The sequence below is a fragment of the Vibrio sp. 1S139 genome, from assembly GCF_041439475.1.
Taxonomy (GTDB): Bacteria; Pseudomonadota; Gammaproteobacteria; order Enterobacterales; family Vibrionaceae; genus Vibrio; species Vibrio crassostreae_C.
Map to the genome: position 1 here is coordinate 1 of NZ_JBGOOD010000032.1, position 24,741 is coordinate 24,741.

Below are 24,741 nucleotides of genomic sequence, written 5' to 3' on the forward strand. Positions count from 1 at the left end.
AAAAGGTTACGACGTTCGTTTCGATGATTGAATGTGTCGATTTAAAGACGCTTACGATTAAACACCTTCGGATAAACGACTTAGCGTAATGCTGAGTGTTTATTAGATACAAAAAAGGTTGCCCCGTTGGCAACCTTTTTTATTGTTCATCGTTTCGCTTAGATAATTACTTTTTATTAAGCTCAACCACTTCTTTGTCTAACTCTTCAAGTTTCGCAGCCATCTGCTCACGAGCTAGGTTAGCCAGTTCACGAACATTAGACTTGTCGTAGCCTTCAGTGCTGATTGGTGGCAGCATTTCAACAATCACGTGACCATTGTTCCAACGGTTTAGCTTCACGCCACCGGTTGAGCTACACACGATAGGGATGATAGGCAAGCCAGCACCAATCGCAGCATGGAATGCACCTGTTTTGAATGGCAGCAGACCACGGCCACGAGAACGAGTGCCTTCAGGGAACATCCAAACTGAAACATCGCTCTCTTTTAGACTCGTCACGACCTGATCAATCGTACCTACCGCTTTGCTACGGTTAGCACGGTCAATTAGGATGTTACCCGTCAACCAGTAAAGCTGACCAAATAGAGGCATCCACACTAGGCTTTTCTTACCAACAGTTACCACTTTTGGCGTTACCGCTGATGAAATCGTGAATAGATCCCAGCTGTTTTGGTGGTTCGCCACATAAACATGTTGGCCGCGAGAGTAGGCATCTTCTGGGATGCGAAGCTCTAACTTCATGCCGAAGATCTTCGACATGCGACCGAAATAACGGCCAAAGGTAAATACGTGTTTCGGGTTGCGTGGACTTAATAGGCAGTAACCACAACCAAATACAAACATAAGAATCGCAAATATCGCCACTGCGAAAATACGTAATATTGCTATCATTTTGTTCCTCACCGACCGCCAAGTTGATTCATCTATTCGCGCAAAAATGAGCAATAGATTTACTCGCGGTAAATACAACTATAAAAAAGCCGAAACCAAGGTTCCGACTTTTATGTTTTCATCTTACTGATTCATGAATCCACTAACCTAGGTTAGTTCGACTCACTAAATCGTGTAATGTTTGCGCCTAAGGCTGACAATTTATCTTCAATCTTATCGTAGCCACGATCGATGTGATAAATACGGTCAACGATGGTTTCACCTTGAGCAATACAGCCAGCAATAACAAGGCTCGCAGATGCGCGAAGGTCCGTTGCCATTACTTGAGCGCCGCTCAGTTTTTCCGTTTCACCACAGATAGCCGTGTTACCTTCGATTTCCGCTTTTGCACCCATTCGCTGTAACTCAGGAATGTGCATAAAACGGTTTTCAAAGATAGTCTCAGTGATAACACCACTGCCCTTCGCCATCATGTTAAGCAGAGTAAACTGTGCTTGCATGTCGGTTGGGAAACCAGGGTGAGGTGCCGTTACGATTTTCACCGCTTTCAGTTCACGACCCGTCATATCAAGACTGATCCAGTCTTCGCCCGTTTCAACCTTCGCACCCGCTTCTTCAAGCTTCGCTAAGGCAGCTTCAAGAAGATGAGCGTTGGTGTTGCGACAAACCACTTTACCGCCAGAAACAGCAGCAGCAACCAGGAAAGTACCTGTTTCAATACGGTCAGCAACCACAGAGTGTTGGCCACCACCAAGACGTTCAACGCCTTCGATAGTAATCGTATCTGTACCTGCGCCAGAAATTTTAGCACCCAGTTTGTTTAGGAAGTCAGCCGTATCAACAATCTCAGGCTCACGCGCTGAGTTATCGAGTACTGTTGTTCCTTCCGCTAGCGTTGCTGCACACATGATAGTAATGGTGGCACCCACACTTACTTTATCCATCACGATGTGCGCGCCTTTCAGACGGCCATCAACACTTGCTTTCACATAACCATCTTCCAACTTAATGGTCGCACCTAGTTGCTCTAGGCCGTGGATATGCAGATCAACAGGTCGAGCACCAATTGCACAACCGCCTGGAAGTGACACTTGGCCTTCACCAAAACGAGCGACTAGAGGACCTAAAGCCCAGATAGAAGCACGCATTGTTTTCACTAAATCGTAAGGCGCACAAAATTCATTAATTTCGCTGCCATCAACATGAACACTACCATTACGCGATACTTTTGCGCCTAAACGCTTAAGCAGTTCCATCGTAGTATCGATGTCACGTAGGTGAGGAACGTTACTTACTTCCACTGGCTCTTCAGCAAGAATTGAAGCAAATAAGATAGGTAGCGCTGCATTTTTTGCGCCTGAGATCGTCACTTCACCGCTTAGCGGCTTATCCGATCCAATAACTCGAAACTTTTCCATCATAAACCTTAAAGTGACATCAGTTTCTTATCACGTTCCCACTCTTCCGGCGTGAAAGCCTTAATAGAAAGAGCATGGATGTCATTGCGTTGAATGTATTCCATTAGTGGGCCGTAGATTAGTTGCTGCTTCTTAACTCGATTCATGCCGTCAAAACATGGATCAACCGCAACAACTTCGTAATGACTGCCTTCCCCTTTCACGAAAATTCCCTGAAGGTTCAGTGCTTCTGCTAATAATTCTTGTACTTTTGTGCTGTCCACAAATAGCTCCTGCCTAATTTTTTATGTGTTCTGCCATCATTGGCTGGATATTGCTCAATTGGAACAACGTTCGTAATTGTTCTGGCACGAAACTGAGCATTATATGACAGTTTTGATTTTTTGCATGCTCTAATAAGTGAATTAGCATCACCATTCCTGCTGAATCGACTCGATTTATATGGCTAAGGTCAATTTCAACGCTCGATTCCGTCGTTTGCCACTTTTCCAATATACGCCAGATTGCAGGGACACTGTCTCGGTCTAAATCACCGAACAGTTGATACTCTTTAGAGCTTAGTGCTTGCCATTGAGAATGGCTCATTATTTGTTACTCTCAAAACGAATCGGTTGTGCGGCTAATTTCTCTAGTTCGTCTGCAACTTGTAAGATGCCTTCTTGACGAATCTTAGTATTCCACTCCGATTGCTTGCTCGACAACAAGCTAATACCTTCGGCAACCATATCAAATGCTTTCCACTCGCCAGATTTCTTGTCTTTGCGAAGCTTAAATTCAAGCTTAATGTTTGGTCGCGGCGTATCGATGATGTCGACCTTGATACTGGTAATGCGGCTATCCGCTTTGATTTTTGGTTCTGGACCAAATTCAATCGTCTGATCTGTGTATTGAGTCAGCACTTGGGCATAAGAAGAAACAAGGTATTTACGGAATGAATCGATAAACACGCCCACGTCTTTTCTATCCGCGCCTTTCAAGTTTGGTCCAAGTAACTTAAGAGCTGCATATTGTGCATTCACATAAGGCATCAACTCTTCTTCCACGATGACCTTCAACAACTCTGGATCTTGGTGGATGTTGTCTTGTTCACTCTTCAAACGCTCAAATGCCACTTCGGCAACTTGAGTCATCATCTGGTAAGGCTGAGTACGGTCAATCGATTCTGCAGCAAAGGCTTGGGTAGAAATAAGCAACGCCATTGCCGCCATAAACATTGATTTCAAGTAACCAATAGCTTTTAAATAACTAATAGTTTTCAACATTATCTTATTCCTTAACTTCGCTGTCATTAGAACCACCAACGCTATACAGCACTTGGCCAATCAAATCTTCTAGTACCAATGCTGACTTAGTGTCTTCAATTGAATCACCATCGACCAACATCTCTTCATCATCAAAAATGAAGCCTGGAACCAGACTAATGTACTGCTCACCAATTAAGCCAGATGTTAAAATTTGAGCACTAGAGGTATCTGGAAATTGTGAGTACTTCCCGTCAATAGACAGTTCAACGACAGGAAGGTAGCTCTCGGTATCAAGCTCAATGCTTTTAACTCGTCCAACAACGACGCCACCCACTTTCACTGGAGAACGAACTTTTAGGCTGCCAATGTTGTCAAAGGTCGCTTTTAGATTGTAAGTATGGTTCGAACCTATGCCTTTTACGTCAGCGACTTGAAAGATCATGATTAAGATTGCGCAAATTCCGGCAATAACAAAGGTGCCGACCCATAATTCTAATTTTCGAGTTTGTTGCATGATTAATTCCCAAACATCAATGCGGTAAGAACAAAATCTAGCCCTAGTACCGCTAGAGAAGAGTGCACTACAGTGCGTGTGGTTGCCTGACTGATACCTTCTGAAGTCGGTACTGCGTCATAACCATTGAAAAGTGCGATCCAAGTTACGGTGATAGCGAAGACCATACATTTGATCATGCTGTTACCAATATCTCGGCCAAGTTCTACTGAAGACTGCATCGCAGACCAGAAACTGCCGTGATCAATGCCTTTCCAATCAACACCAACCAGTTGACCGCCCCAAATACCTACCGCCATAAAAATCATAGCAAGCAATGGCATTGAGATAAGCCCGGCCCAAAGACGTGGTGCAATAATGCGTTTAAGAGGGTCAACGGCCATCATCTCAAGGCTTGAGATCTGCTCTGTTGCCTTCATTAACCCAATCTCTGCCGTGAGTGCTGAACCGGCTCGACCTGCAAATAATAACGCAGTCACCACAGGCCCCAACTCACGCAACAGTGAAAGCGCGACCATTTGACCAAGGTTTCCCTCAGCGCCGTAGTCAATTAACACGACATAGCCCTGCAGGCTGAGCACCATGCCGATAAACAGACCCGAAACTAAAATAATAGCCAATGACTGAACGCCAACGCTATAAAGTTGTTTTACTAATAAGGGGAAGTTTTTTAGTCGCGGGATGCCAAACAAAGCCCCAAATAACATCAGGCTTGCTCGACCAAATGACTCACAGCTCGCAAGTGTACGCTTACCGACACCCGCAATAGTTTTAACAATCATATTAAAACAAATCCTTTTCTAAGCTCTTCGCAGGGAATCTAAATGGTACTGGACCATCGGCTTCGCCTTGCAAAAATTGCTGCACTCTCGGATCGCTATTGTTGTACAACTCATCAGGTGTTCCAGCGGCAATAATCTTGCTATCTGCCATGAGGTAAACCCAATCAGCAATACTCATCACCTCTGGCACATCGTGAGAAACAACAATCGAGGTTAAGCCCAAGGCTTGATTGAGATTTCGTATCAATTCAACCAATACGCCCATGGTGATGGGATCTTGGCCAACAAACGGCTCATCGTACATGATAAGTTCTGGATCCAGTGCGATTGCGCGCGCCAGTGCGGCACGCCTAGCCATTCCGCCAGACAACTCACTCGGCATCAATTGCGCAGCACCACGTAATCCTACCGCTTCAAGCTTAAGTAATACGATGGTACGAATGAATTTTTCATTAAGTTCAGTGTGCTCTCGCAGCGGAAACGCCACATTATCAAAGACATTGAGATCCGTAAAAAGCGCACCCGATTGGAATAGCATGCTCATTTTCTTACGTGCTTGATATAGCTTTCGACGTGATAATGCAGGGATATTGTCACCATCAAACCAAACTTCGCCTTCATCTGGCGGCAGTTGCCCACCGATCAAACGCAGTAAAGTCGTTTTGCCGATCCCAGACGGCCCCATGATGGCGGTTATCTTGCCTTGAGGCACCTCTAAACTGATGTCATCAAAGATAACGCGGTCACCGCGTGAGAAGCTGAGGTTCTTAACTTTCACAAGCTCAGTGTTCAACATATTTTTGTTGTTTCCTTGCTTTAAAAAACGCCAATTATGGCTGCAATAATAATGAGTCTACTTTAGAATTAAAAGCGCTGTTCAATTAATTCATATTAAACAGGAATCTATGCAGGGATTTGAAAGCATTAGGAAATTATCTATTGTTCTCTCTTTCTTGCCTGCTAACTGGTAATTAATTTGCCGAGTGACTTCCCTTTTATCTAGCAACAGGTCAAAATTAGCGGTTAATTCTCCGTTTTTATTAATTTTTTAGGAATCATCATGCTTGAAGCGATTGCGTTTCTTATTATCGGTCTAGGTTTTTTGGTGTGGAGTGCAGATAAGCTGGTTTACGGTGCCGCTGCTCTTGCTCGCAACTTCGGTATTTCACCACTAGTTATCGGTATGACGATCTTAGCAATGGGGTCTTCGGCTCCTGAAATGATGGTTTCTGCGACAGCAGCCCTTGATGGCAAAACAGATACAGCTGTAGGCAACGTACTGGGCTCTAACATCGCCAACATCGCGCTGATTTTAGGTATTACAGCCCTTATCAAGCCGTTATCGATTAGCTCAGGCGTGATTCGTCGTGAACTACCATTAATGATCGGTGTCACTCTGCTAGCGGGCGCCCTATTGTGGGATAACCATTTAGGCTTCTATGAAGGCGTGTTGTTGTTTGTTCTTTTTGCCGCGTTTTTGTTTGCTATGTTGCAAATCAGCCGCAGCGAGAAAAAGAACGGCGATGCTTTCCTTGATGAGCAAGAATCAGAGATCCCTGAAGGCGTAAGTAACCCTAAGGCTGCAATGTGGGTCGTGATTGGTCTAATCGTCCTACCTTTAGCTGCTGATATGCTGGTAGATAACGCTGTGATCATCGCGAAGTTCTTCGGCATGAGCGACCTTGTCATTGGTTTAACCATCATTGCTGTTGGTACTAGCCTTCCTGAACTTGCAGCATCACTAGCCGGCGTTATGAAGGGTGAAGATGATATGGCTGTAGGTAATATCATTGGTTCAAACGTATTCAACATCCTTGCTGTTATGGGTATCCCGGGCATCCTAAACCCTTCGATCTTGAGCGAGTTCGCTATGGGTCGTGACTTCTGGGTAATGCTAGGCGTATCGCTACTACTTGTTGTGATGGCACTAGGAAAATCTCGTAGTGTGAATCGTATTGAAGGCGGCGTGTTAATTGTGACGTTCGTGGCCTACCAAAGTTACCTATTAATGAACATGTCGGCTTAATTGTTGATTTAACTTCCCGTACTTGGAGTATTTGATGTCTCAGCCATTTGATTACCGCAGCGTTGCAAAACAAGTTTTGGAAACCGAAGTTGCAGGTCTCACTCAATTAGACCAATATTTTAATGATGATTTTTGTAAAGCTTGCGACCTTATCCTGAACAACAAAGGCAAAGTCGTTGTGATGGGCATGGGTAAATCAGGCCACATTGGCAACAAAATCGCAGCAACATTGGCAAGTACCGGGACATCGGCTTTCTTTGTTCACCCAGGCGAAGCGGCGCATGGCGACTTAGGCATGATCGAACCTGGTGATATTGTGATTGCAATATCCAACTCCGGCGAATCGGGAGAAATCCTCAGCCTATTTCCTGTGTTAAAGCGTCTGAGCATCAAGATCATCAGCATGACAGGCAAGCCAGCATCAAACATGGCAACCCTGTCTGATATCCATTTACAAATTTCAGTACCGGAAGAAGCTTGTCCGCTGGGCTTAGCACCAACAACAAGCACCACGGCGACTTTGGTCATGGGTGATGCATTAGCCGTTGCACTTTTGCAGGCTCGAGGCTTCACCGCTCAAGACTTTGCCCTGTCTCATCCTGGTGGCGCTTTAGGTCGTCAGCTGCTGTTGAAGCTCGACGACATCATGCACACAGGCGATTCACTTCCTGTTGTAGCACCCGACGCACTAGTAAGAGACGCTCTACTAGAGATATCTCAGAAAGGCTTAGGCATGACAGCAATCGTTGGTGAAGATGGCCAAATGGCCGGTATTTTTACCGATGGTGATTTACGCCGTATCTTAGACAAACGCGTTGATATCCATAACACGCAGATCGGTGATGTGATGACGCTAAACCCGACGGTAGCCGAGCCAAACATGCTCGCGGTTGAGGGCTTAAACTTGATGCAAGCGAAGAGCATCAATGGCCTGATGTTATGCCAAGAAGGTAAATTAGTCGGAGCGTTAAACATGCATGACTTACTGAAAGCAGGAGTAATGTAATGACACAGACAGTCGAAACTCTATACGGCACTGTTAATTCAGATGTATTTGCAATTGCAAAAGAGATCAAACTGCTGATTTGCGATGTCGATGGTGTCTTCTCTGATGGTCGCATCTACATGGGCAACAACGGTGAAGAGCTGAAAACCTTCCACACTCGTGACGGTTACGGTATCAAATCACTGATGAACGCAGGCATTGAAATCGCGATCATCACGGGTCGCAAATCTCAAATTGTTGAGAATCGTATGACCGCTCTAGGCATTAAGCTGATTTATCAAGGTCAAGACGATAAAGTTAAGGCATACCAAGATATTTGCGATAAGCTTTCTGTAAACCCTGAAAATACAGGTTACATCGGAGACGATCTGATTGACTGGCCTGTAATGGAAAAAGTTGGCTTGAAGGTCTGTGTGGCAGATGGGCACCCGCTACTTGCAAAGCGTGCAAACTACGTGACAACCATTAACGGTGGTCATGGCGCGGTACGTGAAGTCTGTGACCTTATTTTACAAGCAAGAAATGAACTCGACGTGCATAAAGGTTTAAGCATATGAGTTTTACTCGTATTATCTATTTAATACTCATATTTATTGCCTCTTGGTCGACCTATTACTTGTACGACAAAGAGCAAACATCAACGATACAAGTGGCTCCAAATTTGGAGCTGCCCGCGTTTAGTGGCAAAAGCCTGAACAACATTAGCTACGACGAAAGCGGTATTCGCAGCTATCAGGTTGAATCGACGTATTTAGAACACTACTCAGTAGTTGGCGATACGCACTTTCAAAACCCAGTTCTTTCGGTATTCCGTGAAGGGCACACGATTGAATGGCAAGTCACCGCTGATCGCGCGATTATGGATGAGAATCAAGTTGTCACGTTTTATGACAACGTCGTGGCAAAGAACCTGTTGCCAGAAGCCAGCTTCGATACAATGACCACAGATAAAATGGTTGTTGAGCTGCCTAGCCGAGATTTTTATTCAGAGACTCCGGTCCATATGATCGGTACATTTTTTGAAACTGAGGGACAAGCAATGAAAGGTAACTTCGGTACCAACAATGCAATCCTCTTTAATTCTGTTCAAGGTAGATATGAAACTCTTACACCTTAGTTTATTCGCTTTGACCCTTGCGGCACCTAATGTCTATGCTCTGTCTTCGGATAGTGAGCAACCTGTCTACATTGACTCAGACAGCCAGCAATTGGATATGAAAAGTAACCAAGTGACTTTCCTTGGTGATGTGAACCTTAAACAAGGCAGCATCAATATCAATGCCGATAAGGTTATTGTTACTCGTAACGCCGTAAACGGTGAGATTGAAGAAATTCAAGGCTTCGGTAAGCCAGCAACCTTCTCTCAGCTTACTGACGACGGTAAGACACTCTACGGTGAAGCTGACGACCTTCACTACCAGCTTGTTGCCGACCGACTGATCATGACTAAGAATGCGATGTTATCTCAAGATGGCAGCATCATTCGCGGTTCTAAGATCACTTACCAGATCGGTTCTCAGAAATTAGTCGCTGACAGTGGTGAAAACAAACGAGTGTCAACGGTTTTACAACCAACGGAAGTGAATAAGTAACGATGGCTGTTCTTAAAGCAAAAAACCTAGCGAAAACCTACAGTAAACGTAAGGTTGTTACCGATGTAAGCTTACAGGTAGAGTCAGGCCAGATCGTCGGTCTGCTTGGGCCTAACGGTGCAGGTAAAACCACATCTTTCTATATGATTGTTGGTTTGGTGGCGCGTGATGAAGGTACCATCAGCATTGATGACCGAGACATCAGTATCTTACCAATGCACAGCCGCTCTCGTCTTGGTATCGGTTACCTGCCTCAAGAAGCATCGATTTTCCGTAAGTTGTCCGTAGAGAACAACATCATGGCGGTTTTACAAACCCGTGATGAAATGACCAACGAACAACGCCAAGATAAGCTGGAAGACCTGCTAGAAGAGTTCCACATCCAACATATCCGCACCAGCAATGGTATGGCTCTGTCGGGTGGTGAGCGTCGTCGTGTAGAGATTGCTCGTGCACTAGCAGCAAACCCGCAGTTCATTCTATTGGATGAACCATTCGCCGGTGTTGACCCGATCTCAGTAATCGATATCAAAAAAATCATTGTTCACCTGCGTGATCGCGGCTTGGGCGTTTTGATTACCGACCACAACGTTCGTGAAACATTAGACGTGTGTGAAAAAGCTTACATCGTAAGCCAAGGACACCTGATCGCTGAGGGTACTCCTGAAGATGTTCTCAATAACGAACAAGTTAAACAAGTTTATCTAGGCGAACAATTCCGTCTATGATTATATAGAGAGTATCGAGAGTTCTAAGAATAATAACTAGGTAAGTCACACTGAATGAAACCCTCATTACAACTTAAGCTAGGCCAACAGTTAGCAATGACTCCTCAATTGCAGCAAGCGATTCGTTTGTTGCAATTGTCTACTTTAGATTTGCAGCAAGAGATTCAAGAAGCACTTGAATCTAACCCACTACTCGATGTCGAAGAAGGCAATGAAGATACGCCAACATCGGAAGAAAAACCTAGCAGTGACGAAAAAGAAACTGTTGAAGCCACAGAGCAAGACTTACCTGATAGCTCAGACTTAATCGAAAAATCAGAGATTGGCAACGAACTAGAAATCGACACAACTTGGGAAGACGTCTACAGCGCGAACACCGGTAACACGGGTATTGCGATTGATGACGACATGCCGGTTTATCAAGGCGAAACCACTCAAAGCCTGCACGATTACCTACTTTGGCAACTCGACTTAACGCCATTCACTGACACCGACCGAAGCATCGCTTTTGCATTAATCGATGCCATCGACGACTACGGCTACCTCACTGTAACTTGTGAAGACATCCTTGAAAACTTCGACAATGAAGAGATCGAGCTTGATGAAATTGAAGCGGTACGTAAACGAATTCAGCAGTTTGATCCGCTAGGTGTCGGTTCAGTCAACCTGCAAGATTGCTTGTTACTGCAACTGGCAACCTTTCCCCAAGATACGCCTTGGCTTAACGAAGCTAAGTTAGTACTTACTAGCCATATCGACCAACTCGGCAATCGCGATTACAAACTGGTTATCAAAGAGACCAAGTTGAAAGAAGCAGAACTACGTGAAGTTTTGCAACTGATTCAACAGCTGGACCCTCGTCCTGGCAGTAAGATTACTCCGGATGAAACTGAGTATGTGGTTCCAGATGTATCTGTCTTCAAAGACCTTGGCAAATGGTTAGTGACCATTAACCCTGATAGCGTGCCTAAGTTGAAAGTGAATCAGCAGTACGCTGATCTGGGCAGTAAAGGCAACAGCGCCGACAATCAATACATCCGCTCAAATTTGCAAGAAGCAAAGTGGTTAATTAAAAGCCTAGAGAGCCGAAATGAGACGCTACTCAAAGTTGCGCGATGCATTGTTGAACATCAGCGTGATTTCTTCGAACATGGCGAAGAAGCGATGAAGCCAATGGTTCTTAATGATGTTGCGTTAGCTGTTGATATGCACGAATCCACGATCTCTCGTGTGACGACTCAAAAATTCATGCATACGCCACGTGGCATCTTCGAGCTCAAATACTTTTTCTCAAGCCATGTCAGCACTGACAATGGCGGTGAATGTTCATCTACAGCAATTCACGCACTCATCAAGAAGCTTGTCGCAGCGGAAAATACCGCGAAGCCTCTAAGTGATAGTAAGATTGCTGCTTTACTGGCTGACCAAGGAATTCAGGTAGCTAGACGTACCATAGCGAAATACCGTGAGTCTCTGGGCATTGCCCCATCGAGTCAGCGTAAACGCCTGCTATAAGCTCATTTAGTCGCTAGTTACTTAGCAACTATGATCAGGCAACCAACTGAAAAGGAAAGTCTATGCAAATCAATATTCAAGGCCATCACGTTGATCTTACCGATTCAATGCAAGACTATGTTCACACCAAATTCGACAAACTTGAGCGCTTCTTTGATCATATCAATAGCGTTCAGGTTGTTTTAAAAGTTGAGAAAATCAATCAAATCGCAGAAGCTACCCTGCATATAAATCAGGGGGAAATCCATGCGACAGCAACAGATGAAAGCATGTATGCCGCGATTGATTCATTGGTTGATAAACTCGTCCGCCAACTCAACAAGCACAAAGAAAAGCTAAGTAGTCACTAACATGCAATTAAGCGAAGTACTTTCATTGGACTGCACCAAAAGTGCAGTCCAATGCACAAGCAAAAAAAGAGCCCTTGAGCTCATCAGCCAGATAGCAGCTGAGAGCTGCGGTCAAGATTCAACAGAGCTATTTGAGTGTATGTTGAGCCGTGAGAAGATGGGCAGTACCGGTATTGGTAATGGTATCGCGATTCCCCATGCTCGTATGAATGTCAGTGATAAAGCGATAGCTGTATTACTGCAATGCCAAGATCCTATCGAATTTGATGCGATTGATAATCGTCCTGTCGACCTACTATTTGCCCTGCTTGTTCCTAGCGAACAATGCAAAGAGCATCTAAAAACCCTTTCTTGTATGGCAGAACGACTAAACGACAAGCAGACTCTTAAACAGCTGCGTAATGCTCAGAGCGATCAAGAGCTTTACGACATCATGATTCAAGTGCCAACTTGCGAGCAATAACATGCGATTAATCGTGGTTAGTGGCCAATCAGGGGCCGGTAAAAGTGTTGCGTTACGAGTCCTAGAAGACTTGGGGTATTACTGTGTCGATAATCTACCAGTAAACCTGCTCAACAACTTTGTCGAATCGGTACGCGAAAGCAACCAAAACGTTGCGGTAAGTATTGATATACGTAACCTACCGAAAGAGCCTCAGTTAGTCACCGACACGCTCGAGCAACTCGAGTCAGCTACAAACATCGATGTTGATGTATTGTTCCTCGATGCCAGCAAGCAGACACTCCTTAAGCGCTACAGCGAAACCCGCAGAATCCACCCTTTATCAATTGGCCAAGAGAAACTTTCTCTAGAGCAGGCTATTGATTTAGAAAAGACACTTCTCAGTCCTCTAGCAGAGCAAGCCAGCATTGTGATTGATAGCAGTGACTGCAACCTCTACGAGTTGAGTGAAAAAGTGCGCTTTAAAGTCGAAGGCAAAGAGAAGCAAGAACTAATCATTGTCTTTCAATCTTTCGGCTTTAAATTTGGTCTGCCAAGCGATGCCGACTACGTGTTTGATGTTCGCTTCTTACCAAACCCTCACTGGGAACCTGACTTACGACCAATGACAGGCCTTGATGCTCCGATTCACTCCTTCCTAGAGCAGCATCAAGAAGTGATTGAACTCAAACAACAGATTCAAGGCTTTGTTGAGCAGTGGCTACCAATGTTAGAGAAGAACAATCGCAGTTACCTAACGGTCGCGATTGGCTGTACTGGCGGCAAACACCGCTCGGTCTATCTAACCCAGAAAATTGGTGAGTACTTCGAACAACTTGGTCATCAAGTTCAAATCAGACATGCCTCTTTAGAGACGCACCAACAGGGCTAACCATGGAATTAACTCGAACTGTACTGATCCAAAACCGTTTGGGTCTTCACGCTAGAGCGGCCGTAAAGTTGGTTGAGCTTGCACAAAGCTTTGATGCCACTATCACAATTCATAGTGAAGAAGATAAAAGTGCCACCGCAGACAGCGTAATGGGACTATTGATGCTGGAGTCAGCCCAAGGCCAACACATCACGATTCAAGCTTCGGGTACTGATTCACAACAAGCACTTGATGCCGTTTGCCACCTTATCGAAGATAAATTTGATGAGGGTGAGTAGCTAAGACGCTTTACTCACAACACCGCAAACTCAAACGGTGAACCAACCTATATTAAATCTTAGTTCTACCTAAGTTTATGATTTAAATAAGCCCTAGAATTAAGTTACTATTCCAAGCATTGTAAGAATAATGAGATAGGAGGAAAATATGGCAGAGCAATTAGAATTCGACCAAGCTCACCAAACCCTCCAAGAAGTCAGCGAAGCCCTAGAAAACGGCCGATTTGTTCACGTACGCCGACAACTTCAGGACATGGAGCCTGAAGATATTGCACACCTTTTAGAAGCCTCCCCTCGCAAAAGTCGTGACGTACTCTGGCAACTCACCGATCCTGAAGACTACGGTGAAATTCTTGATGAACTAAACGAAGACGTCAAAGATGCTCTTGTGTCGAAAATGGCACCTGAGACCTTGGCAGAAGCAACCGAAGGTATGGAAACCGATGACGTCGCGTACGTACTTCGAAGCCTACCCGACGATGTTTCTCGCGAAGTCCTTTCTCAAATGGACTCCGTCGATCGTGCATTAGTTGAAACTGCCCTGTCGTACCCTGAAGATTCAGCGGGTGCGATCATGAACACCGACGTAATCACGATTCGTGGTGATGTCGATGTTGACGTTGTATTGCGCTACATGCGTATGCGTGGCGAACTGCCGGATGCAACTGATGCTCTGTATGTTATTGATGAAGAAGAACGTCTTATCGGTAACCTATCACTTACCACGCTAGTAACGACTCAACCTGATGTCCCTGTTTCAGAAGTGATGGATGATGCCGACGAAGCGATCGCGGTAGAAACCAGTGCTTCAGACATTGCGAGCCTGTTCGAACGTCGTAACTGGGTTTCAGCGCCAGTAGTCGATAGCAATCAACATCTTGTTGGTCGTATCACCATCGATGACGTGGTTGATGTTATTCGTGAAGATGCCGAGCACTCAATGATGAGTATGGCGGGTATGGACGATGACGAAGATACCTTCGCACCGGTCGTAAAATCCGCTCGTCGTCGTAGTGTGTGGCTTGGTGCTAACGTACTCGCGGCACTTGCTGCCGCATCAGTATCGAATATGTTTGAAGCAACGCTCGACCAAATGGCAGCGATTGCAGTACTGATGACTATCGTACCTTCAATGGGTGGTGTTGCCGGTAACCAAACCGTTGCTCTGGTGATTCGTGGTTTGGCACTCGGTCATATCGGTGACAGTAACAAACGCGAACTACTACTCAAAGAGGCGGCCATCGGCTTCCTAAACGGCGTTCTATGGGCCGTTATCATTGGTGGTATCGTTGTAGCTTGGAAAGGTAACTGGATACTGGGAGGCATCATCTCAGCAGCGATGATGACCAACTTGATTGTCGCCGGTATCGCTGGTGTAACCATCCCTGTGATGCTGAAGAAGATGAAGATCGATCCGGCATTGGCAGGTGGTATGGCACTCACAACAGTCACTGATGTTATCGGCCTATCGGTGTTCTTAGGCTTAGCGACCATACTGATCTAGTTAGCAGAAGCAGCTAGCCAATTTTTGGCGACATACAGAAAACAAAAAGGGAGCCATTGGCTCCCTTTTTTAATTCAATCAATTAGTGTTAATTGAATTACTCGCCTGCGACTTTCATTGACTCAAGCAAGATAGAACCCGTTTGAATTTGCGAACGTGTTTCTACGTCATTACCAACCGCAACAATCTGAGTAAACATGTCTTTTAGGTTACCTGCGATTGTTACTTCTGATACTGGGGATTGGATCTCTCCGTTTTCAACCCAGAAACCTGCAGCGCCACGTGAATAATCACCCGTTACGGTGTTTACGCCTTGGCCCATCACTTCAGTGACTAGGAAGCCAGTACCCAACTCTTTTAGCATCTGCTCAAAGTTTTGACCGGTCGATTTAACGAACCAGTTATGAATACCACCAGCATGACCGGTTGGCGTCATATCCATCTTACGTGCGGCATAGCTCGTTAGTAGGTAAGTTGCTAGCACACCGTCAGTGATGATTTCACGATCTTGAGTGAACACACCTTCGCTATCAAATGGGCTTGAAGCCAAACCACGTAGGATGTGAGGACGCTCAGAGATATTGAACCAATCAGGTAGGATTTTCTGACCTAAATGATCCAATAAGAAAGATGACTTACGGTAAAGGTTGCCGCCACTGATCGCCATCACAAGGTGACCGATAAGACCTGTCGCAACATCGTTAGCGAACATAATTGGGTATTGGCCTGTTGGTAGCTTTTTCGCATCCAAGCGGCTAATCGTCTTTTCTGCAGCTTCCTGACCTACACGCTCAGGCGTCCACAGTTCGTCACGGTGACGTGCAACGGTGTAGCTGTAGTCACGTTCCATTTCACCATTAGCGCCTTGCCCAATCACGCAGCAGCTCGTGCTATGACGGCTTGAAGCGTAGCTGGCTAGTAAGCCATGACTGTTACCGTAAACCTTAACACCGTAGTGACTGTCGTAGCTCGCGCCATCACTCTGTTTGATCTTATCGCTATAAGCGAGCGCTTGCTTCTCAGCTGCAATCGCAATCTCAGCGGCATAGTCAGGGTTAGGCTCGTCAGGGTGGAAAAGATCCAAGTCTGGAATTTCTTTTACCATGTATTCTTTTGCCGCAGGACCGGCAAACGGGTCTTCAGATGTGTACTGAGCGATATCAAGCGCGGCTGCTACCGTTTGAGCAATAGCCTTCTCACTCAGGTCAGATGTAGATGCGCTGCCTTTTTTCTGGCCGCGATAAACAGTAATACCAAGTGCACCATCACTATTAAATTCAACGTTTTCCACTTCACACATACGTGTTGAAACACTTAAACCCGTTGACTTAGTAATAGCAACTTCAGCGGCGTCGGCACTCACAGAGGCCATGTCCAACGCTTTTGCTACTGCGGCTTCTAGCTCAACTCTTTGCTGGGCGACTTGCTGTTTTACATCCATATCTATTCTAATTTTGTAGGTCAATATTACGTAGGATAACAAGAATTTCGCTTTCTCCCCAAGATTCTTGCTAAAATAGGCAATATATTCGTTTGAGATAGTGACATAGGCAGAAAAGATGGCTCGCAAAAACCAAAAAGCCCCATGGGAACCAGAAGAAGAAATCATCTGGGTAAGTAAGACAGAAATGAAAACCGACATGGAAGCGCTACAAAAACTGGGGGAAGAACTTGTTTCCCTGAAGCCTTCTGTATTAGACAAGTTTCCTCTGTCTGAAGATTTGGCACAAGCGATTAAAGATGCACAACGCTTTAAAAATGAAGCGAAGCGCCGTCAACTTCAATACATTGGTAAAGTAATGCGCAATGTTGATCCTGAGCCAATTCAAGCGGCTTTGGATAAAGTACGTAACAAGCACTCGCAAGCAACCGCTGAACTGCACAAGCTTGAGCAACTGCGTGATCGCGTTGTTGCTGAAGGCGATGCTGCCATTTCAGAAGTCATGGACATGTACCCTGAAGCAGACCGTCAGCGTCTTCGTCAGCTAGCTCGCCAAGCTAACAAAGAGAAATCAGCGAACAAGCCAGCAAAGGCTTCTCGTGAAATCTTCCAAATCTTAAAAGAGCTAAAGCTAGAAGACTAATCTTTGTCGCTTTATTCTGTAAGACAATAAAAGACCTAGCGCATGCTAGGTCTTTTTGTTTTCTACGTACTCAATATCAGAGAGATTAAACAAGAGTGATGAATCGTCACTCACCCGCTTTAACAAATGAGCTTAATTCTGTCTGTGGATGATCCGCCGTCAGTGCCTCTATCGAGTCTTCAACCAACACCTTACCTAGCGCCACAAACACAAACTTATTCGCGATACTGCGTGCGTCACCTAAATGGTGAGTCACCATCAAGACCGTAATATTTCGCTCTGCCGCTAATCGCTTCACTAAGCTAAGCATCTCTTCACGCAGCAAAGGATCAAGCGCAGAGAAAGGTTCATCAAGCAGCCAAATATCATGAGGTTGGACAAAACAACGCGCTAACGCAACACGCTGGCGTTGACCGCCGGATAAGTGCTCAGGCAACCTATCCAAATACTCAGCGACGCCAACTTGCGCTGCGGCTTGCTCCACAGCTTGCTTTTGGGTTGCAGTAAGCTTTAAACCTGGATGCAGACCTAAACCAATATTTTCTCGCACCGTAAGGTGAGCAAACAGGTTGTGCTCTTGAAACAACATCGCCAACGGACGCTGATGTGCTTCTTTACCAATAAGCGACTGCCCAGCCACTGATATCTCACCCGATGTAGGCTCGATGAAACCAGCAACTAGCGCCAACAGTGTAGACTTACCCGCACCACTCGGCCCCATAAGCGCAACAATATCGCCCTGCTCAGCTTGAAAATCAAAGCTAAACAACTCTCTGTGATAGTGGTAATCCACATCTTTCATCACTAACATCATCGGTTCCTTAATTCTTTAGCATCGAGCTTAGATCTTCGAGTAAATAAGAATTCTATTAAGCTAAAACTGCCGACACTCAGCAACAGTAAGCTCACAGAAACTACCGCCGCCGCTTCCATTTGATAGCTGCCTAACAATTGGAATAGGTACAAAGGCAGAGTTCTAAAATCTTGGCTACCAAACAAAGCAATCGCGCTTAAGTCACCCATCGCCAACATAAAGCTAATCGAGAAGGCTTGCGCCATCGGCTTACGCAATGCTCGCCACTCCACTAACCTAAAACGCGTGAAACCTGTCATACCCAAGCTTGCACACACATACTGGTACTGCTGAGACAAATGCAGCATAGGTTGAGCTAGGGTTTTAATTACGTAAGGCAGCGCCATTAAGCTGTTGACGGCAATCACGATAAAGAAAGCTAAACTGAATACATCGGTGAATGAACGCAGTAATAAGAAGATACCCGTACTGATCACCAGCCCCGGAGTCACCAAGATAATAGTGCCAATCAGCTCGATTTTATCGGCTCGAAAATTCTTGTTCTGTAAACGCCATGCTCGGCTAGTCAGTAGTATGGCGATACCAATACCAACTGCGATAACACTTGCTAATGACGCGACTTTAACCGAGGTCATTAACGCCGCCCAAAACGGCTCGCTGCTGAGTACGGTTAATGCCTGCGAGTTAATTCCACTGACGATAACCATAGCTAATGGCGGCAATACCAGCATTGAGACTATGATGATCCAAAAGCTATCCCAAGCTTTTGACCACCAGCTGTCCTTAACCAAATATTTCTCTTCCGACAGCTGACTGGCCGTCACTGAAATAGGCTTCGATAGGCGTTGAATGCTCACCGCTAGCACACCACACAGCAGCATTTGCCATATCGCGAGCAAGGCACCAGCTTGAAGGTCAAAGTCGAATTTAATCGCCTGATAAATAGCGAGCTCGATAGTGGTTGATTTAGGTCCACCGCCTAGCGCCATCACGGTAGCAAAGCTGGTAAAACACAACATGAAGACTAAGCCACACACATGTGGTAATTGCTGTCTTAAGCGAGGCCATTCAACCCATCTGAATTTGTTCCAATGACTCATACTCAAGTGAGCACAAAGCTTGTGTTGCTCGGCAGGCACGGTATCTAACGCTTGCAGAAGTAAGCGACTGGCATAAGGCAAGTTGAAGAAAACGTGCGCCAGCAAAATACCATTCAATCCGTATATGGAAAATGGCAATTCAATATCGAAGTTCGCCAAAAACTTAGCTAACCAACCACTATTGCCATAGATCGCAAGTAAGCCAAATACACCCACTAACACTGGCAGGACTAAGGTCGACGCGAACAGCCTTAACAACAAAGCGCGTCCAAAAAATTGTCTACGACACAGCGCATGAGCAATAGGTATAGCAAAGCCAACACTCAGTGCCGTTGAGAGTGTCGCCTGATAAAAACTGAATTTCGTTACATGCCAATAGTAGGGATCGGACCATACTTGGCTGATATCAAGAGAAGGGGCATTGCTAAGCAATGCCCCAACTGCTGAAACCACGAAGGCGGTAATGAGTATCGCAACCCAGATACCTACCTTAGGTGTTTTCTTTATCATAGATTGATTTTTTACCGTAAATGGTTCGCTCAGTTAACATCGAACAAACCTTTAAATACAGAAAGTTAGAAAGCTAATTTTTTAAAAGAAAATTAAAAAGTAAGTGCACTCTGCCATTCACGAATCCATGGCTTACGCTTAGCTGCAATTTCTTCGGGTGTAAAGCTTAGCGCTTTCTGAGGAACCGTAAGTTGCTCGAACCCTTTTGGAAGCTCAATATCGGTCACTGGGTACATCCAGTTACCTGTTGGCATCGCCGATTGGAATTCATCACTTAGGATAAACGCCATAAACTCATCAGCAAGTTTCTCGTTCTTACTGCCTTTAACTTTAGCGGCCACTTCCACTTGAGTGTAATGCCCTTCTTCGAAGCTTGCTGCTGCATACTTAGAATCGCTCTCTGCAATAATGTGGTAAGCAGGAGACGTTGTGTAAGACAACACTAAATCCGACTCGCCTTCTAGGAACATTGAGTAAGCTTCAGACCAACCTTTGGTTACAGTCACTGTTTTTTGAGCAAGCTTCTTCCATGCTGCTGTCGCTTCATCACCGTATACTGATTTCATCCAAAGCATCATGCCTTGGCCTGGTGTTGATGTACGTGGATCTTGGTAGATAACCTTAAGATCATCACGCTGCTCAACCAACTCTTTAAGACTCTTCGGTGGGTTTACCAACTTCTCTTTGTTGTAAACAAAAGCAAAGTAGCCAAAGTCATAGGGTACAAAAGTGCTGTCGTTCCAACCATTAGGAAGCGTTACTGATGAAGTATCAACATTATGCTCAGCCAATAAGCCCGTCGCTTTCGCTTCAGCCATCAGGTTGTTGTCGAGACCTAGCAAGATATCGGCTTTGCTGTTGCCGCCCTCAAGACGTAAACGGTTCAGAATAGACACACCATCTTCTAGAGCGACAAAATTCACATCACAACCACACTTCTCTTCGAATGCTTTTTCAACGGCAGGACGAGGGCCCCAATCCGCAGCAAAAGAGTCATAGGTGTATACAGTCAAAGTGTTGTCTGCAGCAAAGGCAGAAAAAGAAATAGCTGTAGTAACAGCAAGGGTAGTTAATGTGAATTTCACTGGACGCTCTCCATGGTCTGAGCGGCACAGGTTTGAGGGAGGAGAACGGTAGAGGTTGTTCCTAACTCAATTCCTACGCCAGCATTATCTGGTTCAGGTTTACGGGTCCCAAGCACCTGCTTGATCTCAGCTCGCATTCATTATTTGAATGGTTCGCTCCCCGATGAGTGTTCAGAATTGTAATTTGATTTTTAACAATAAGCTATCAAGTTTGGATCAATTACGTTGATCGTAACCCCAACGTGGCACTAAACCTTGTTCGATACCAAGGTGATCTAGAATACGCGCCACCATAAAGTCGACCAGTTCTTCAATTGACTTAGGTTGATGATAAAAACCCGGGGCTGCAGGCATGATCGTCACGCCCATGGTCGAAAGTTTGTGCATGTTCTCGAGATGAAGCGTCGAAAATGGCGTCTCGCGAACCACCAACAACAATTGGCCTCGCTCTTTCATGACTACGTCTGCTGCTCGCTCAATCAGGTTATCTGATAGACCATGAGCAATCGAAGCCAAGCTTCCCGCTGAACATGGACAAACGACCATCTGTTTAGGTGCTGCTGAACCAGAGGCAACCGGCGAGAACCAATCATCTTTGCCACACACCACCAGCTTTTCAGGGTCGCAGCCAAGATGTTTAACCAAAGCTTGTTTCGCCGCATCTGGCCCAGCAGGTAACTTAAGTTCATGCTCGGTCGCCAATACCACTCGCGCTGCCGATGAAATCAGCAAGTAGACCTGATAGTCGGCTGCCAAAAGGCATTCAAGTAAACGCAGGCCATAAGGCGCACCAGATGCGCCAGTGAAAGCAAGGGTTATCGCTTTATCGTGTTTTGTCATGTTCTCAATTACTTCAAATTATAAGGTCGTGGATGCCGTTAGCCTTTGAGTGCCAATCCATCCAACAGTTTTTGATGAATGCCACCAAAGCCACCATTACTCATTACCAAAATTTGGTCGCCAGCTTGTGCCTCTGAGACAATTTTAGCAACGAATGCATCCATGTCATCACTCACGTGTGCCGGTTGGTGACAAGCGTCTGCAACATCTTGAACTGACCAATCAATGTTATCCGGTTGGAATAAGTAGGTAGAATCCGCCTGCTTCAACGAATCAGCCAGTATTTCTTTGTGCACACCACGTTTCATGGTGGCAGAACGAGGCTCTAAAACGGCAATGATTTTCTTAGTGTCGACCTTATTACGTAATCCCCCGAGCGTAAGTTCAATCGCCGTTGGATGATGAGCAAAATCGTCATAAACAGACACACCTGCCACCTCGCCTTTAAACTCCAAACGGCGCTTAGTATTAATAAAGGTAGCTAGTGATTCACAAGCAAGGTCAGGTGTCACGCCCACATGACGTGCAGCTGCAATCGCCATCAAAGCATTATTTACGTTGTGGTCGCCCACTAAATCCCAATTTACGGTTCCAACACATTCATTTTGGAAGTAAACCTCAAATTGAGAGCCATCTTTGACCAGTTTCTTGGCATCCCAGTCGCCTTGCTCGCCACTCGATTCAGTTTCACTCCAGCAACCGCGAGCTAGAACATCTTCAATAGCACTGTCTTGCTTAGGTGAGAAAATGCGACCATTGCTTGGCACAGTACGCACCAAATGATGAAATTGTCGCTTAATCGCTTCAAGATCGTCAAAGATGTCCGCATGATCGAACTCTAGGTTATTCATCACTAAGGTTCTTGGGTGGTAATGAACGAACTTAGATCGTTTATCGAAAAAAGCACTGTCGTATTCGTCGGCTTCTACCACGAAGAACATGCTTTCACCAAGGCGAGCAGAGATACCAAAGTTACCCAACACTCCGCCAACTAAGAAGCCCGGTGCATAGCCACAGTCTTCCAAGATCCAAGCCAACATGCTTGATGTCGTGGTCTTACCGTGCGTTCCCGATACCGCTAACACCCAACGGTTATGCAGTAAGAACTCTTGCAACCACTGAGGACCAGAGGTGTATCTAAGGTTGTTATCCAACACATACTCAACACACGGATTACCGCGGCTCATTGCGTTACCGATAACCACGAGATCTGGCCTTGGTTCTAATTGGCTAGGGTCGAACCCTTCAATAATTTCAATCCCTTGTGATTCCAACAAGGTGCTCATTGGTGGGTAAACATTCGCGTCACTACCCGTAACCTTGTGACCTAATTGACGAGCCAATACCGCAGCACCACCCATGAAGGTGCCACAAATTCCTAAGATATGAATATGCATAAATTGCTTCCAAACGCTTGGCTAAATAAACAGTGCCTAATTAAAACGGCTTGCACTCATTATCATTAAATGGCGATTAAAAGCGAGCGGCAATGCAAAACAAATTGAGTCGACATAGTAAGTGAGATCTGTGTCGCTTAGTTCATTACCATTAAAAAGATCTAACCTTTAGAATTTAGGTAAGCGTCTAGATGAATAAAGCCCACTCAAGAGGCCGAATCTACAGTGCTCAAATCCCCCCTAATATTGAGAGAAGTTTAAGGAAATAACATGTCTGAGATGCGCACCCTTGGTGAGTTCATTGTTGAGAAACAGAGTGACTTCCCCCATGCAAGCGGTGATCTATCATCCCTTTTGTCATCAATTCGTCTTGCTGCAAAAATTGTTAACCGTGAAATCAACAAAGCAGGTCTTGTCGACATTACTGGCGCTGTTGGTACAGACAACGTTCAAGGTGAAGAGCAGCAGAAGCTAGACCTTTATGCGAACGACAAATTTAAAGCGGCTCTAGAAGCTCGTGACCAAGTTTGTGGTGTTGCAAGTGAAGAAGAAGACGAAGCGGTTGCCTTCAATAAAGAGCTCAACAAAAACGCAAAATACGTCGTGTTGATGGATCCACTTGATGGTTCATCAAATATCGATGTAAATGTATCGGTTGGTACGATTTTCTCTATCTACCGCCGTGTCTCTCCAATCGGAACACCACCGACTCAAGAAGACTTCCTGCAACCAGGTCACAAACAGGTAGCTGCCGGCTACGTAATTTACGGTTCTTCAACCATGCTGGTTTACACAACTGGTGCTGGCGTAAATGGTTTCACCTACGATCCATCTCTGGGTACTTTCTGTCTATCTCATGAAAACATGATGATTCCAGACGAAGGCAAGATCTACTCGATCAACGAAGGTAACTACATCCGCTTCCCAACCGGTGTTAAGAAGTACATCAAATACTGTCAGGAAAGCGAGCCAAGCGATAACCGCCCTTACACGTCACGTTACATTGGTTCTCTTGTGTCTGATTTCCACCGTAACTTGCTAAAAGGCGGCATCTACTTATACCCAAGTACAGAGAGCCACCCTCAAGGTAAATTGCGTTTGCTTTATGAATGCAACCCTATTGCTTTCCTTATGGAGCAAGCTGGCGGTATTGCATCAGACGGTGCACAGCGTATCATGGATATCAAACCAACTGAGCTACACCAACGTGTGCCTTTCTTCGTTGGTTCAACAAAAATGGTACGTAAAGTAGAAGAGTTTCTTGAGCTGAACCCTGAGTAACCCTCTCATTTCATTCTCAAACTAACGCTATTAAAAAGCCAGCACCTCAGTGCTGGCTTTTTGTTGTCTCGTAAGGTGATTAACTAGTTAGGAATCATTGTTCCGCTGACACCAGTTACCCGAAAGTATTTCTTTATTAGCTGTTAGATCAAGCTGATACAAATATACCCATGCTAATCCAAATATAGTCTCTATTTGCTCGCGACGATACTCAACAGGAACATCTTCTAGCCGATCGAGCGACTCTAAAATTTCGTCGTTAATGATATAGACCTCACCAGCGACACTTTTCTTTCCCAAAATCATCGCCGGATAGGCACCTAAATCAAAAAGTGCGTATTCCTTAGGTGTATCAAACTGCCCTAATAAATCGCAGCCCTGCAAATAATGGTGATTGGACTGACCTTGCCTCAAGGTTCCATAGACAAAAACAAGATGCTGCATATG

General features: G+C 45.2%; 29 protein-coding genes and 1 riboswitch. Of the genes, 14 read left to right on the forward strand and 15 right to left on the reverse strand.

Annotation, left to right across the window (positions count from 1 at the left end):
• Positions 1 to 166: 166 nt before the first annotated feature.
• The 8 genes from ACED46_RS12260 to mlaF all read right to left on the reverse strand — a co-directional run bounded on the left by ACED46_RS12260 (position 167) and on the right by mlaF (position 5,646).
• The gene (locus ACED46_RS12260) at positions 167 to 892 is read right to left on the reverse strand and encodes a 1-acylglycerol-3-phosphate O-acyltransferase (protein ID WP_017058926.1); all 726 of its coding nucleotides are present in this window, start codon (positions 890 to 892) and stop codon (positions 167 to 169) included.
• A gap of 152 nt (positions 893 to 1,044) precedes the next feature.
• Positions 1,045 to 2,310, reverse strand: coding sequence for a UDP-N-acetylglucosamine 1-carboxyvinyltransferase (gene murA / locus ACED46_RS12265; RefSeq protein WP_017058925.1), 1,266 nt, complete (start codon positions 2,308 to 2,310; stop codon positions 1,045 to 1,047).
• Positions 2,311 to 2,318: 8 nt separating this feature from the next.
• Complete coding sequence (ibaG, locus tag ACED46_RS12270) at positions 2,319 to 2,573, reverse strand: BolA family iron metabolism protein IbaG (RefSeq protein ID WP_371721555.1); 255 nt, start codon at positions 2,571 to 2,573, stop codon at positions 2,319 to 2,321.
• A 13-nt stretch (positions 2,574 to 2,586) separates the two neighbouring features.
• Entirely contained in the window at positions 2,587 to 2,895 is a 309-nt protein-coding gene (locus tag ACED46_RS12275) for a lipid asymmetry maintenance protein MlaB (protein ID WP_017058923.1), read from the reverse strand.
• Positions 2,895 to 3,524, reverse strand: coding sequence for a phospholipid-binding protein MlaC (locus ACED46_RS12280; RefSeq protein ID WP_120459707.1), 630 nt, complete (start codon positions 3,522 to 3,524; stop codon positions 2,895 to 2,897). The genes ACED46_RS12275 and ACED46_RS12280 overlap by 1 nt, the downstream gene beginning before the upstream one ends.
• Positions 3,525 to 3,576: 52 nt before the next feature.
• On the reverse strand, positions 3,577 to 4,068 hold the full coding sequence (gene mlaD, locus ACED46_RS12285) for an outer membrane lipid asymmetry maintenance protein MlaD (RefSeq protein ID WP_371721556.1): 492 nt from the start codon (positions 4,066 to 4,068) through the stop codon (positions 3,577 to 3,579).
• Between the two features lie 2 nt (positions 4,069 to 4,070).
• A complete protein-coding gene (gene mlaE, locus ACED46_RS12290; RefSeq protein ID WP_017058920.1) occupies positions 4,071 to 4,850 on the reverse strand; it encodes a lipid asymmetry maintenance ABC transporter permease subunit MlaE in 780 nt (259 codons plus the stop codon).
• 1 nt (position 4,851) lies between these two features.
• Positions 4,852 to 5,646: a phospholipid ABC transporter ATP-binding protein MlaF gene (mlaF, locus tag ACED46_RS12295; RefSeq protein ID WP_017058919.1), complete on the reverse strand. Its 795-nt coding sequence runs from the start codon at positions 5,644 to 5,646 to the stop codon at positions 4,852 to 4,854.
• Positions 5,647 to 5,910: 264 nt separating this feature from the next.
• On the opposite strand from mlaF, the gene ACED46_RS12300 reads away from it, so the two are divergent.
• The 12 genes from ACED46_RS12300 to mgtE all read left to right on the forward strand — a co-directional run bounded on the left by ACED46_RS12300 (position 5,911) and on the right by mgtE (position 15,183).
• Positions 5,911 to 6,876, forward strand: coding sequence for a calcium/sodium antiporter (locus tag ACED46_RS12300; RefSeq protein ID WP_017063737.1), 966 nt, complete (start codon positions 5,911 to 5,913; stop codon positions 6,874 to 6,876).
• A 34-nt stretch (positions 6,877 to 6,910) separates the two neighbouring features.
• Positions 6,911 to 7,882 (forward strand): arabinose-5-phosphate isomerase KdsD, encoded by a 972-nt coding sequence (gene kdsD / locus ACED46_RS12305; protein WP_017058917.1) that lies wholly within the window; start codon positions 6,911 to 6,913, stop codon positions 7,880 to 7,882.
• The gene (kdsC, locus tag ACED46_RS12310; protein ID WP_017058916.1) at positions 7,882 to 8,439 is read left to right on the forward strand and encodes a 3-deoxy-manno-octulosonate-8-phosphatase KdsC; all 558 of its coding nucleotides are present in this window, start codon (positions 7,882 to 7,884) and stop codon (positions 8,437 to 8,439) included. The genes kdsD and kdsC overlap by 1 nt, the downstream gene beginning before the upstream one ends.
• Entirely contained in the window at positions 8,436 to 8,999 is a 564-nt protein-coding gene (gene lptC / locus ACED46_RS12315) for an LPS export ABC transporter periplasmic protein LptC (RefSeq protein ID WP_017058915.1), read from the forward strand. Before kdsC ends, lptC begins: the two co-directional genes overlap by 4 nt.
• On the forward strand, positions 8,980 to 9,474 hold the full coding sequence (gene lptA, locus ACED46_RS12320) for a lipopolysaccharide transport periplasmic protein LptA (RefSeq protein ID WP_017058914.1): 495 nt from the start codon (positions 8,980 to 8,982) through the stop codon (positions 9,472 to 9,474). The genes lptC and lptA overlap by 20 nt, the downstream gene beginning before the upstream one ends.
• 2 nt (positions 9,475 to 9,476) lie before the next feature.
• Positions 9,477 to 10,202 carry an LPS export ABC transporter ATP-binding protein gene (lptB, locus tag ACED46_RS12325; RefSeq protein WP_004735304.1) on the forward strand — a complete coding sequence of 242 codons (726 nt, stop codon included), beginning with the start codon at positions 9,477 to 9,479 and terminating at the stop codon, positions 10,200 to 10,202.
• Positions 10,203 to 10,256: 54 nt separating this feature from the next.
• Positions 10,257 to 11,717, forward strand: a complete 1,461-nt coding sequence (locus tag ACED46_RS12330; RefSeq protein WP_371721557.1) for an RNA polymerase factor sigma-54 — start codon at positions 10,257 to 10,259, stop codon at positions 11,715 to 11,717.
• A gap of 62 nt (positions 11,718 to 11,779) precedes the next feature.
• On the forward strand, positions 11,780 to 12,067 hold the full coding sequence (gene hpf / locus ACED46_RS12335; RefSeq protein ID WP_009847742.1) for a ribosome hibernation promoting factor: 288 nt from the start codon (positions 11,780 to 11,782) through the stop codon (positions 12,065 to 12,067).
• A gap of 1 nt (position 12,068) precedes the next feature.
• The gene (ptsN, locus tag ACED46_RS12340) at positions 12,069 to 12,530 is read left to right on the forward strand and encodes a PTS IIA-like nitrogen regulatory protein PtsN (protein ID WP_004738707.1); all 462 of its coding nucleotides are present in this window, start codon (positions 12,069 to 12,071) and stop codon (positions 12,528 to 12,530) included.
• A 1-nt stretch (position 12,531) separates the two neighbouring features.
• Positions 12,532 to 13,401 carry an RNase adapter RapZ gene (gene rapZ, locus ACED46_RS12345; protein WP_371721558.1) on the forward strand — a complete coding sequence of 290 codons (870 nt, stop codon included), beginning with the start codon at positions 12,532 to 12,534 and terminating at the stop codon, positions 13,399 to 13,401.
• Positions 13,402 to 13,403: 2 nt separating this feature from the next.
• Entirely contained in the window at positions 13,404 to 13,679 is a 276-nt protein-coding gene (locus tag ACED46_RS12350; protein WP_008220439.1) for an HPr family phosphocarrier protein, read from the forward strand.
• 148 nt (positions 13,680 to 13,827) lie between these two features.
• Positions 13,828 to 15,183, forward strand: a complete 1,356-nt coding sequence (gene mgtE, locus ACED46_RS12355; RefSeq protein WP_371721559.1) for a magnesium transporter — start codon at positions 13,828 to 13,830, stop codon at positions 15,181 to 15,183.
• Positions 15,184 to 15,280: 97 nt separating this feature from the next.
• Here the strand turns inward: mgtE and pmbA are convergent, their stop codons facing one another.
• Positions 15,281 to 16,624 carry a metalloprotease PmbA gene (gene pmbA / locus ACED46_RS12360; RefSeq protein ID WP_371721560.1) on the reverse strand — a complete coding sequence of 448 codons (1,344 nt, stop codon included), beginning with the start codon at positions 16,622 to 16,624 and terminating at the stop codon, positions 15,281 to 15,283.
• 118 nt (positions 16,625 to 16,742) lie between these two features.
• On the opposite strand from pmbA, the gene yjgA reads away from it, so the two are divergent.
• A complete protein-coding gene (gene yjgA / locus ACED46_RS12365; RefSeq protein ID WP_017069408.1) occupies positions 16,743 to 17,267 on the forward strand; it encodes a ribosome biogenesis factor YjgA in 525 nt (174 codons plus the stop codon).
• Positions 17,268 to 17,373: 106 nt separating this feature from the next.
• Here yjgA and thiQ read toward each other — a convergent pair whose 3' ends face one another.
• The 5 genes from thiQ to mpl all read right to left on the reverse strand — a co-directional run bounded on the left by thiQ (position 17,374) and on the right by mpl (position 23,013).
• Positions 17,374 to 18,078, reverse strand: a complete 705-nt coding sequence (gene thiQ / locus ACED46_RS12370; RefSeq protein ID WP_017071293.1) for a thiamine ABC transporter ATP-binding protein — start codon at positions 18,076 to 18,078, stop codon at positions 17,374 to 17,376.
• A complete protein-coding gene (thiP, locus tag ACED46_RS12375) occupies positions 18,078 to 19,691 on the reverse strand; it encodes a thiamine/thiamine pyrophosphate ABC transporter permease ThiP (RefSeq protein ID WP_371721561.1) in 1,614 nt (537 codons plus the stop codon). The genes thiQ and thiP overlap by 1 nt, the downstream gene beginning before the upstream one ends.
• A gap of 92 nt (positions 19,692 to 19,783) precedes the next feature.
• The gene (gene thiB, locus ACED46_RS12380; RefSeq protein WP_017063730.1) at positions 19,784 to 20,776 is read right to left on the reverse strand and encodes a thiamine ABC transporter substrate binding subunit; all 993 of its coding nucleotides are present in this window, start codon (positions 20,774 to 20,776) and stop codon (positions 19,784 to 19,786) included.
• A gap of 53 nt (positions 20,777 to 20,829) precedes the next feature.
• A riboswitch (TPP riboswitch) is annotated at positions 20,830 to 20,949 on the reverse strand.
• A gap of 43 nt (positions 20,950 to 20,992) precedes the next feature.
• Positions 20,993 to 21,616 (reverse strand): flavin prenyltransferase UbiX, encoded by a 624-nt coding sequence (locus tag ACED46_RS12385; RefSeq protein ID WP_017058905.1) that lies wholly within the window; start codon positions 21,614 to 21,616, stop codon positions 20,993 to 20,995.
• Between the two features lie 38 nt (positions 21,617 to 21,654).
• On the reverse strand, positions 21,655 to 23,013 hold the full coding sequence (gene mpl / locus ACED46_RS12390) for a UDP-N-acetylmuramate:L-alanyl-gamma-D-glutamyl-meso-diaminopimelate ligase (RefSeq protein ID WP_017063729.1): 1,359 nt from the start codon (positions 23,011 to 23,013) through the stop codon (positions 21,655 to 21,657).
• A 270-nt stretch (positions 23,014 to 23,283) separates the two neighbouring features.
• On the opposite strand from mpl, the gene fbp reads away from it, so the two are divergent.
• Positions 23,284 to 24,294, forward strand: coding sequence for a class 1 fructose-bisphosphatase (gene fbp, locus ACED46_RS12395; protein WP_008220458.1), 1,011 nt, complete (start codon positions 23,284 to 23,286; stop codon positions 24,292 to 24,294).
• Positions 24,295 to 24,381: 87 nt separating this feature from the next.
• Here the strand turns inward: fbp and ACED46_RS12400 are convergent, their stop codons facing one another.
• Entirely contained in the window at positions 24,382 to 24,738 is a 357-nt protein-coding gene (locus ACED46_RS12400; RefSeq protein ID WP_017069403.1) for a gamma-glutamylcyclotransferase, read from the reverse strand.
• Between the last annotated feature and the right edge of the window lie 3 nt (positions 24,739 to 24,741).

Bases quoted from the DNA above. Each gene is read 5' to 3' on its own strand.
- rapZ (WP_371721558.1), top strand. From the start codon at position 12,532: ATGCGATTAATCGTGGTTAGTGGCCAATCAGGGGCCGGTAAAAGTGTT.
- ACED46_RS12300 (WP_017063737.1), top strand. From the start codon at position 5,911: ATGCTTGAAGCGATTGCGTTTCTTATTATCGGTCTAGGTTTTTTGGTG.
- yjgA (WP_017069408.1), top strand. From the start codon at position 16,743: ATGGCTCGCAAAAACCAAAAAGCCCCATGGGAACCAGAAGAAGAAATC.
- ACED46_RS12260 (WP_017058926.1), bottom strand. From the start codon at position 892: ATGATAGCAATATTACGTATTTTCGCAGTGGCGATATTTGCGATTCTT.
- ACED46_RS12275 (WP_017058923.1), bottom strand. From the start codon at position 2,895: ATGAGCCATTCTCAATGGCAAGCACTAAGCTCTAAAGAGTATCAACTG.
- mgtE (WP_371721559.1), top strand. From the start codon at position 13,828: ATGGCAGAGCAATTAGAATTCGACCAAGCTCACCAAACCCTCCAAGAA.
- ACED46_RS12350 (WP_008220439.1), top strand. From the start codon at position 13,404: ATGGAATTAACTCGAACTGTACTGATCCAAAACCGTTTGGGTCTTCAC.
- hpf (WP_009847742.1), top strand. From the start codon at position 11,780: ATGCAAATCAATATTCAAGGCCATCACGTTGATCTTACCGATTCAATG.
- kdsD (WP_017058917.1), top strand. From the start codon at position 6,911: ATGTCTCAGCCATTTGATTACCGCAGCGTTGCAAAACAAGTTTTGGAA.
- ptsN (WP_004738707.1), top strand. From the start codon at position 12,069: ATGCAATTAAGCGAAGTACTTTCATTGGACTGCACCAAAAGTGCAGTC.
- ACED46_RS12385 (WP_017058905.1), bottom strand. From the start codon at position 21,616: ATGACAAAACACGATAAAGCGATAACCCTTGCTTTCACTGGCGCATCT.
- kdsC (WP_017058916.1), top strand. From the start codon at position 7,882: ATGACACAGACAGTCGAAACTCTATACGGCACTGTTAATTCAGATGTA.
- mlaD (WP_371721556.1), bottom strand. From the start codon at position 4,068: ATGCAACAAACTCGAAAATTAGAATTATGGGTCGGCACCTTTGTTATT.
- mlaE (WP_017058920.1), bottom strand. From the start codon at position 4,850: ATGATTGTTAAAACTATTGCGGGTGTCGGTAAGCGTACACTTGCGAGC.
- mlaF (WP_017058919.1), bottom strand. From the start codon at position 5,646: ATGTTGAACACTGAGCTTGTGAAAGTTAAGAACCTCAGCTTCTCACGC.
- ACED46_RS12280 (WP_120459707.1), bottom strand. From the start codon at position 3,524: ATGTTTATGGCGGCAATGGCGTTGCTTATTTCTACCCAAGCCTTTGCT.
- lptC (WP_017058915.1), top strand. From the start codon at position 8,436: ATGAGTTTTACTCGTATTATCTATTTAATACTCATATTTATTGCCTCT.
- thiP (WP_371721561.1), bottom strand. From the start codon at position 19,691: ATGATAAAGAAAACACCTAAGGTAGGTATCTGGGTTGCGATACTCATT.
- thiQ (WP_017071293.1), bottom strand. From the start codon at position 18,078: ATGTTAGTGATGAAAGATGTGGATTACCACTATCACAGAGAGTTGTTT.
- lptA (WP_017058914.1), top strand. From the start codon at position 8,980: ATGAAACTCTTACACCTTAGTTTATTCGCTTTGACCCTTGCGGCACCT.
- mpl (WP_017063729.1), bottom strand. From the start codon at position 23,013: ATGCATATTCATATCTTAGGAATTTGTGGCACCTTCATGGGTGGTGCT.
- lptB (WP_004735304.1), top strand. From the start codon at position 9,477: ATGGCTGTTCTTAAAGCAAAAAACCTAGCGAAAACCTACAGTAAACGT.
- fbp (WP_008220458.1), top strand. From the start codon at position 23,284: ATGTCTGAGATGCGCACCCTTGGTGAGTTCATTGTTGAGAAACAGAGT.
- murA (WP_017058925.1), bottom strand. From the start codon at position 2,310: ATGGAAAAGTTTCGAGTTATTGGATCGGATAAGCCGCTAAGCGGTGAA.
- ACED46_RS12330 (WP_371721557.1), top strand. From the start codon at position 10,257: ATGAAACCCTCATTACAACTTAAGCTAGGCCAACAGTTAGCAATGACT.
- ACED46_RS12400 (WP_017069403.1), bottom strand. From the start codon at position 24,738: ATGCAGCATCTTGTTTTTGTCTATGGAACCTTGAGGCAAGGTCAGTCC.
- pmbA (WP_371721560.1), bottom strand. From the start codon at position 16,624: ATGGATGTAAAACAGCAAGTCGCCCAGCAAAGAGTTGAGCTAGAAGCC.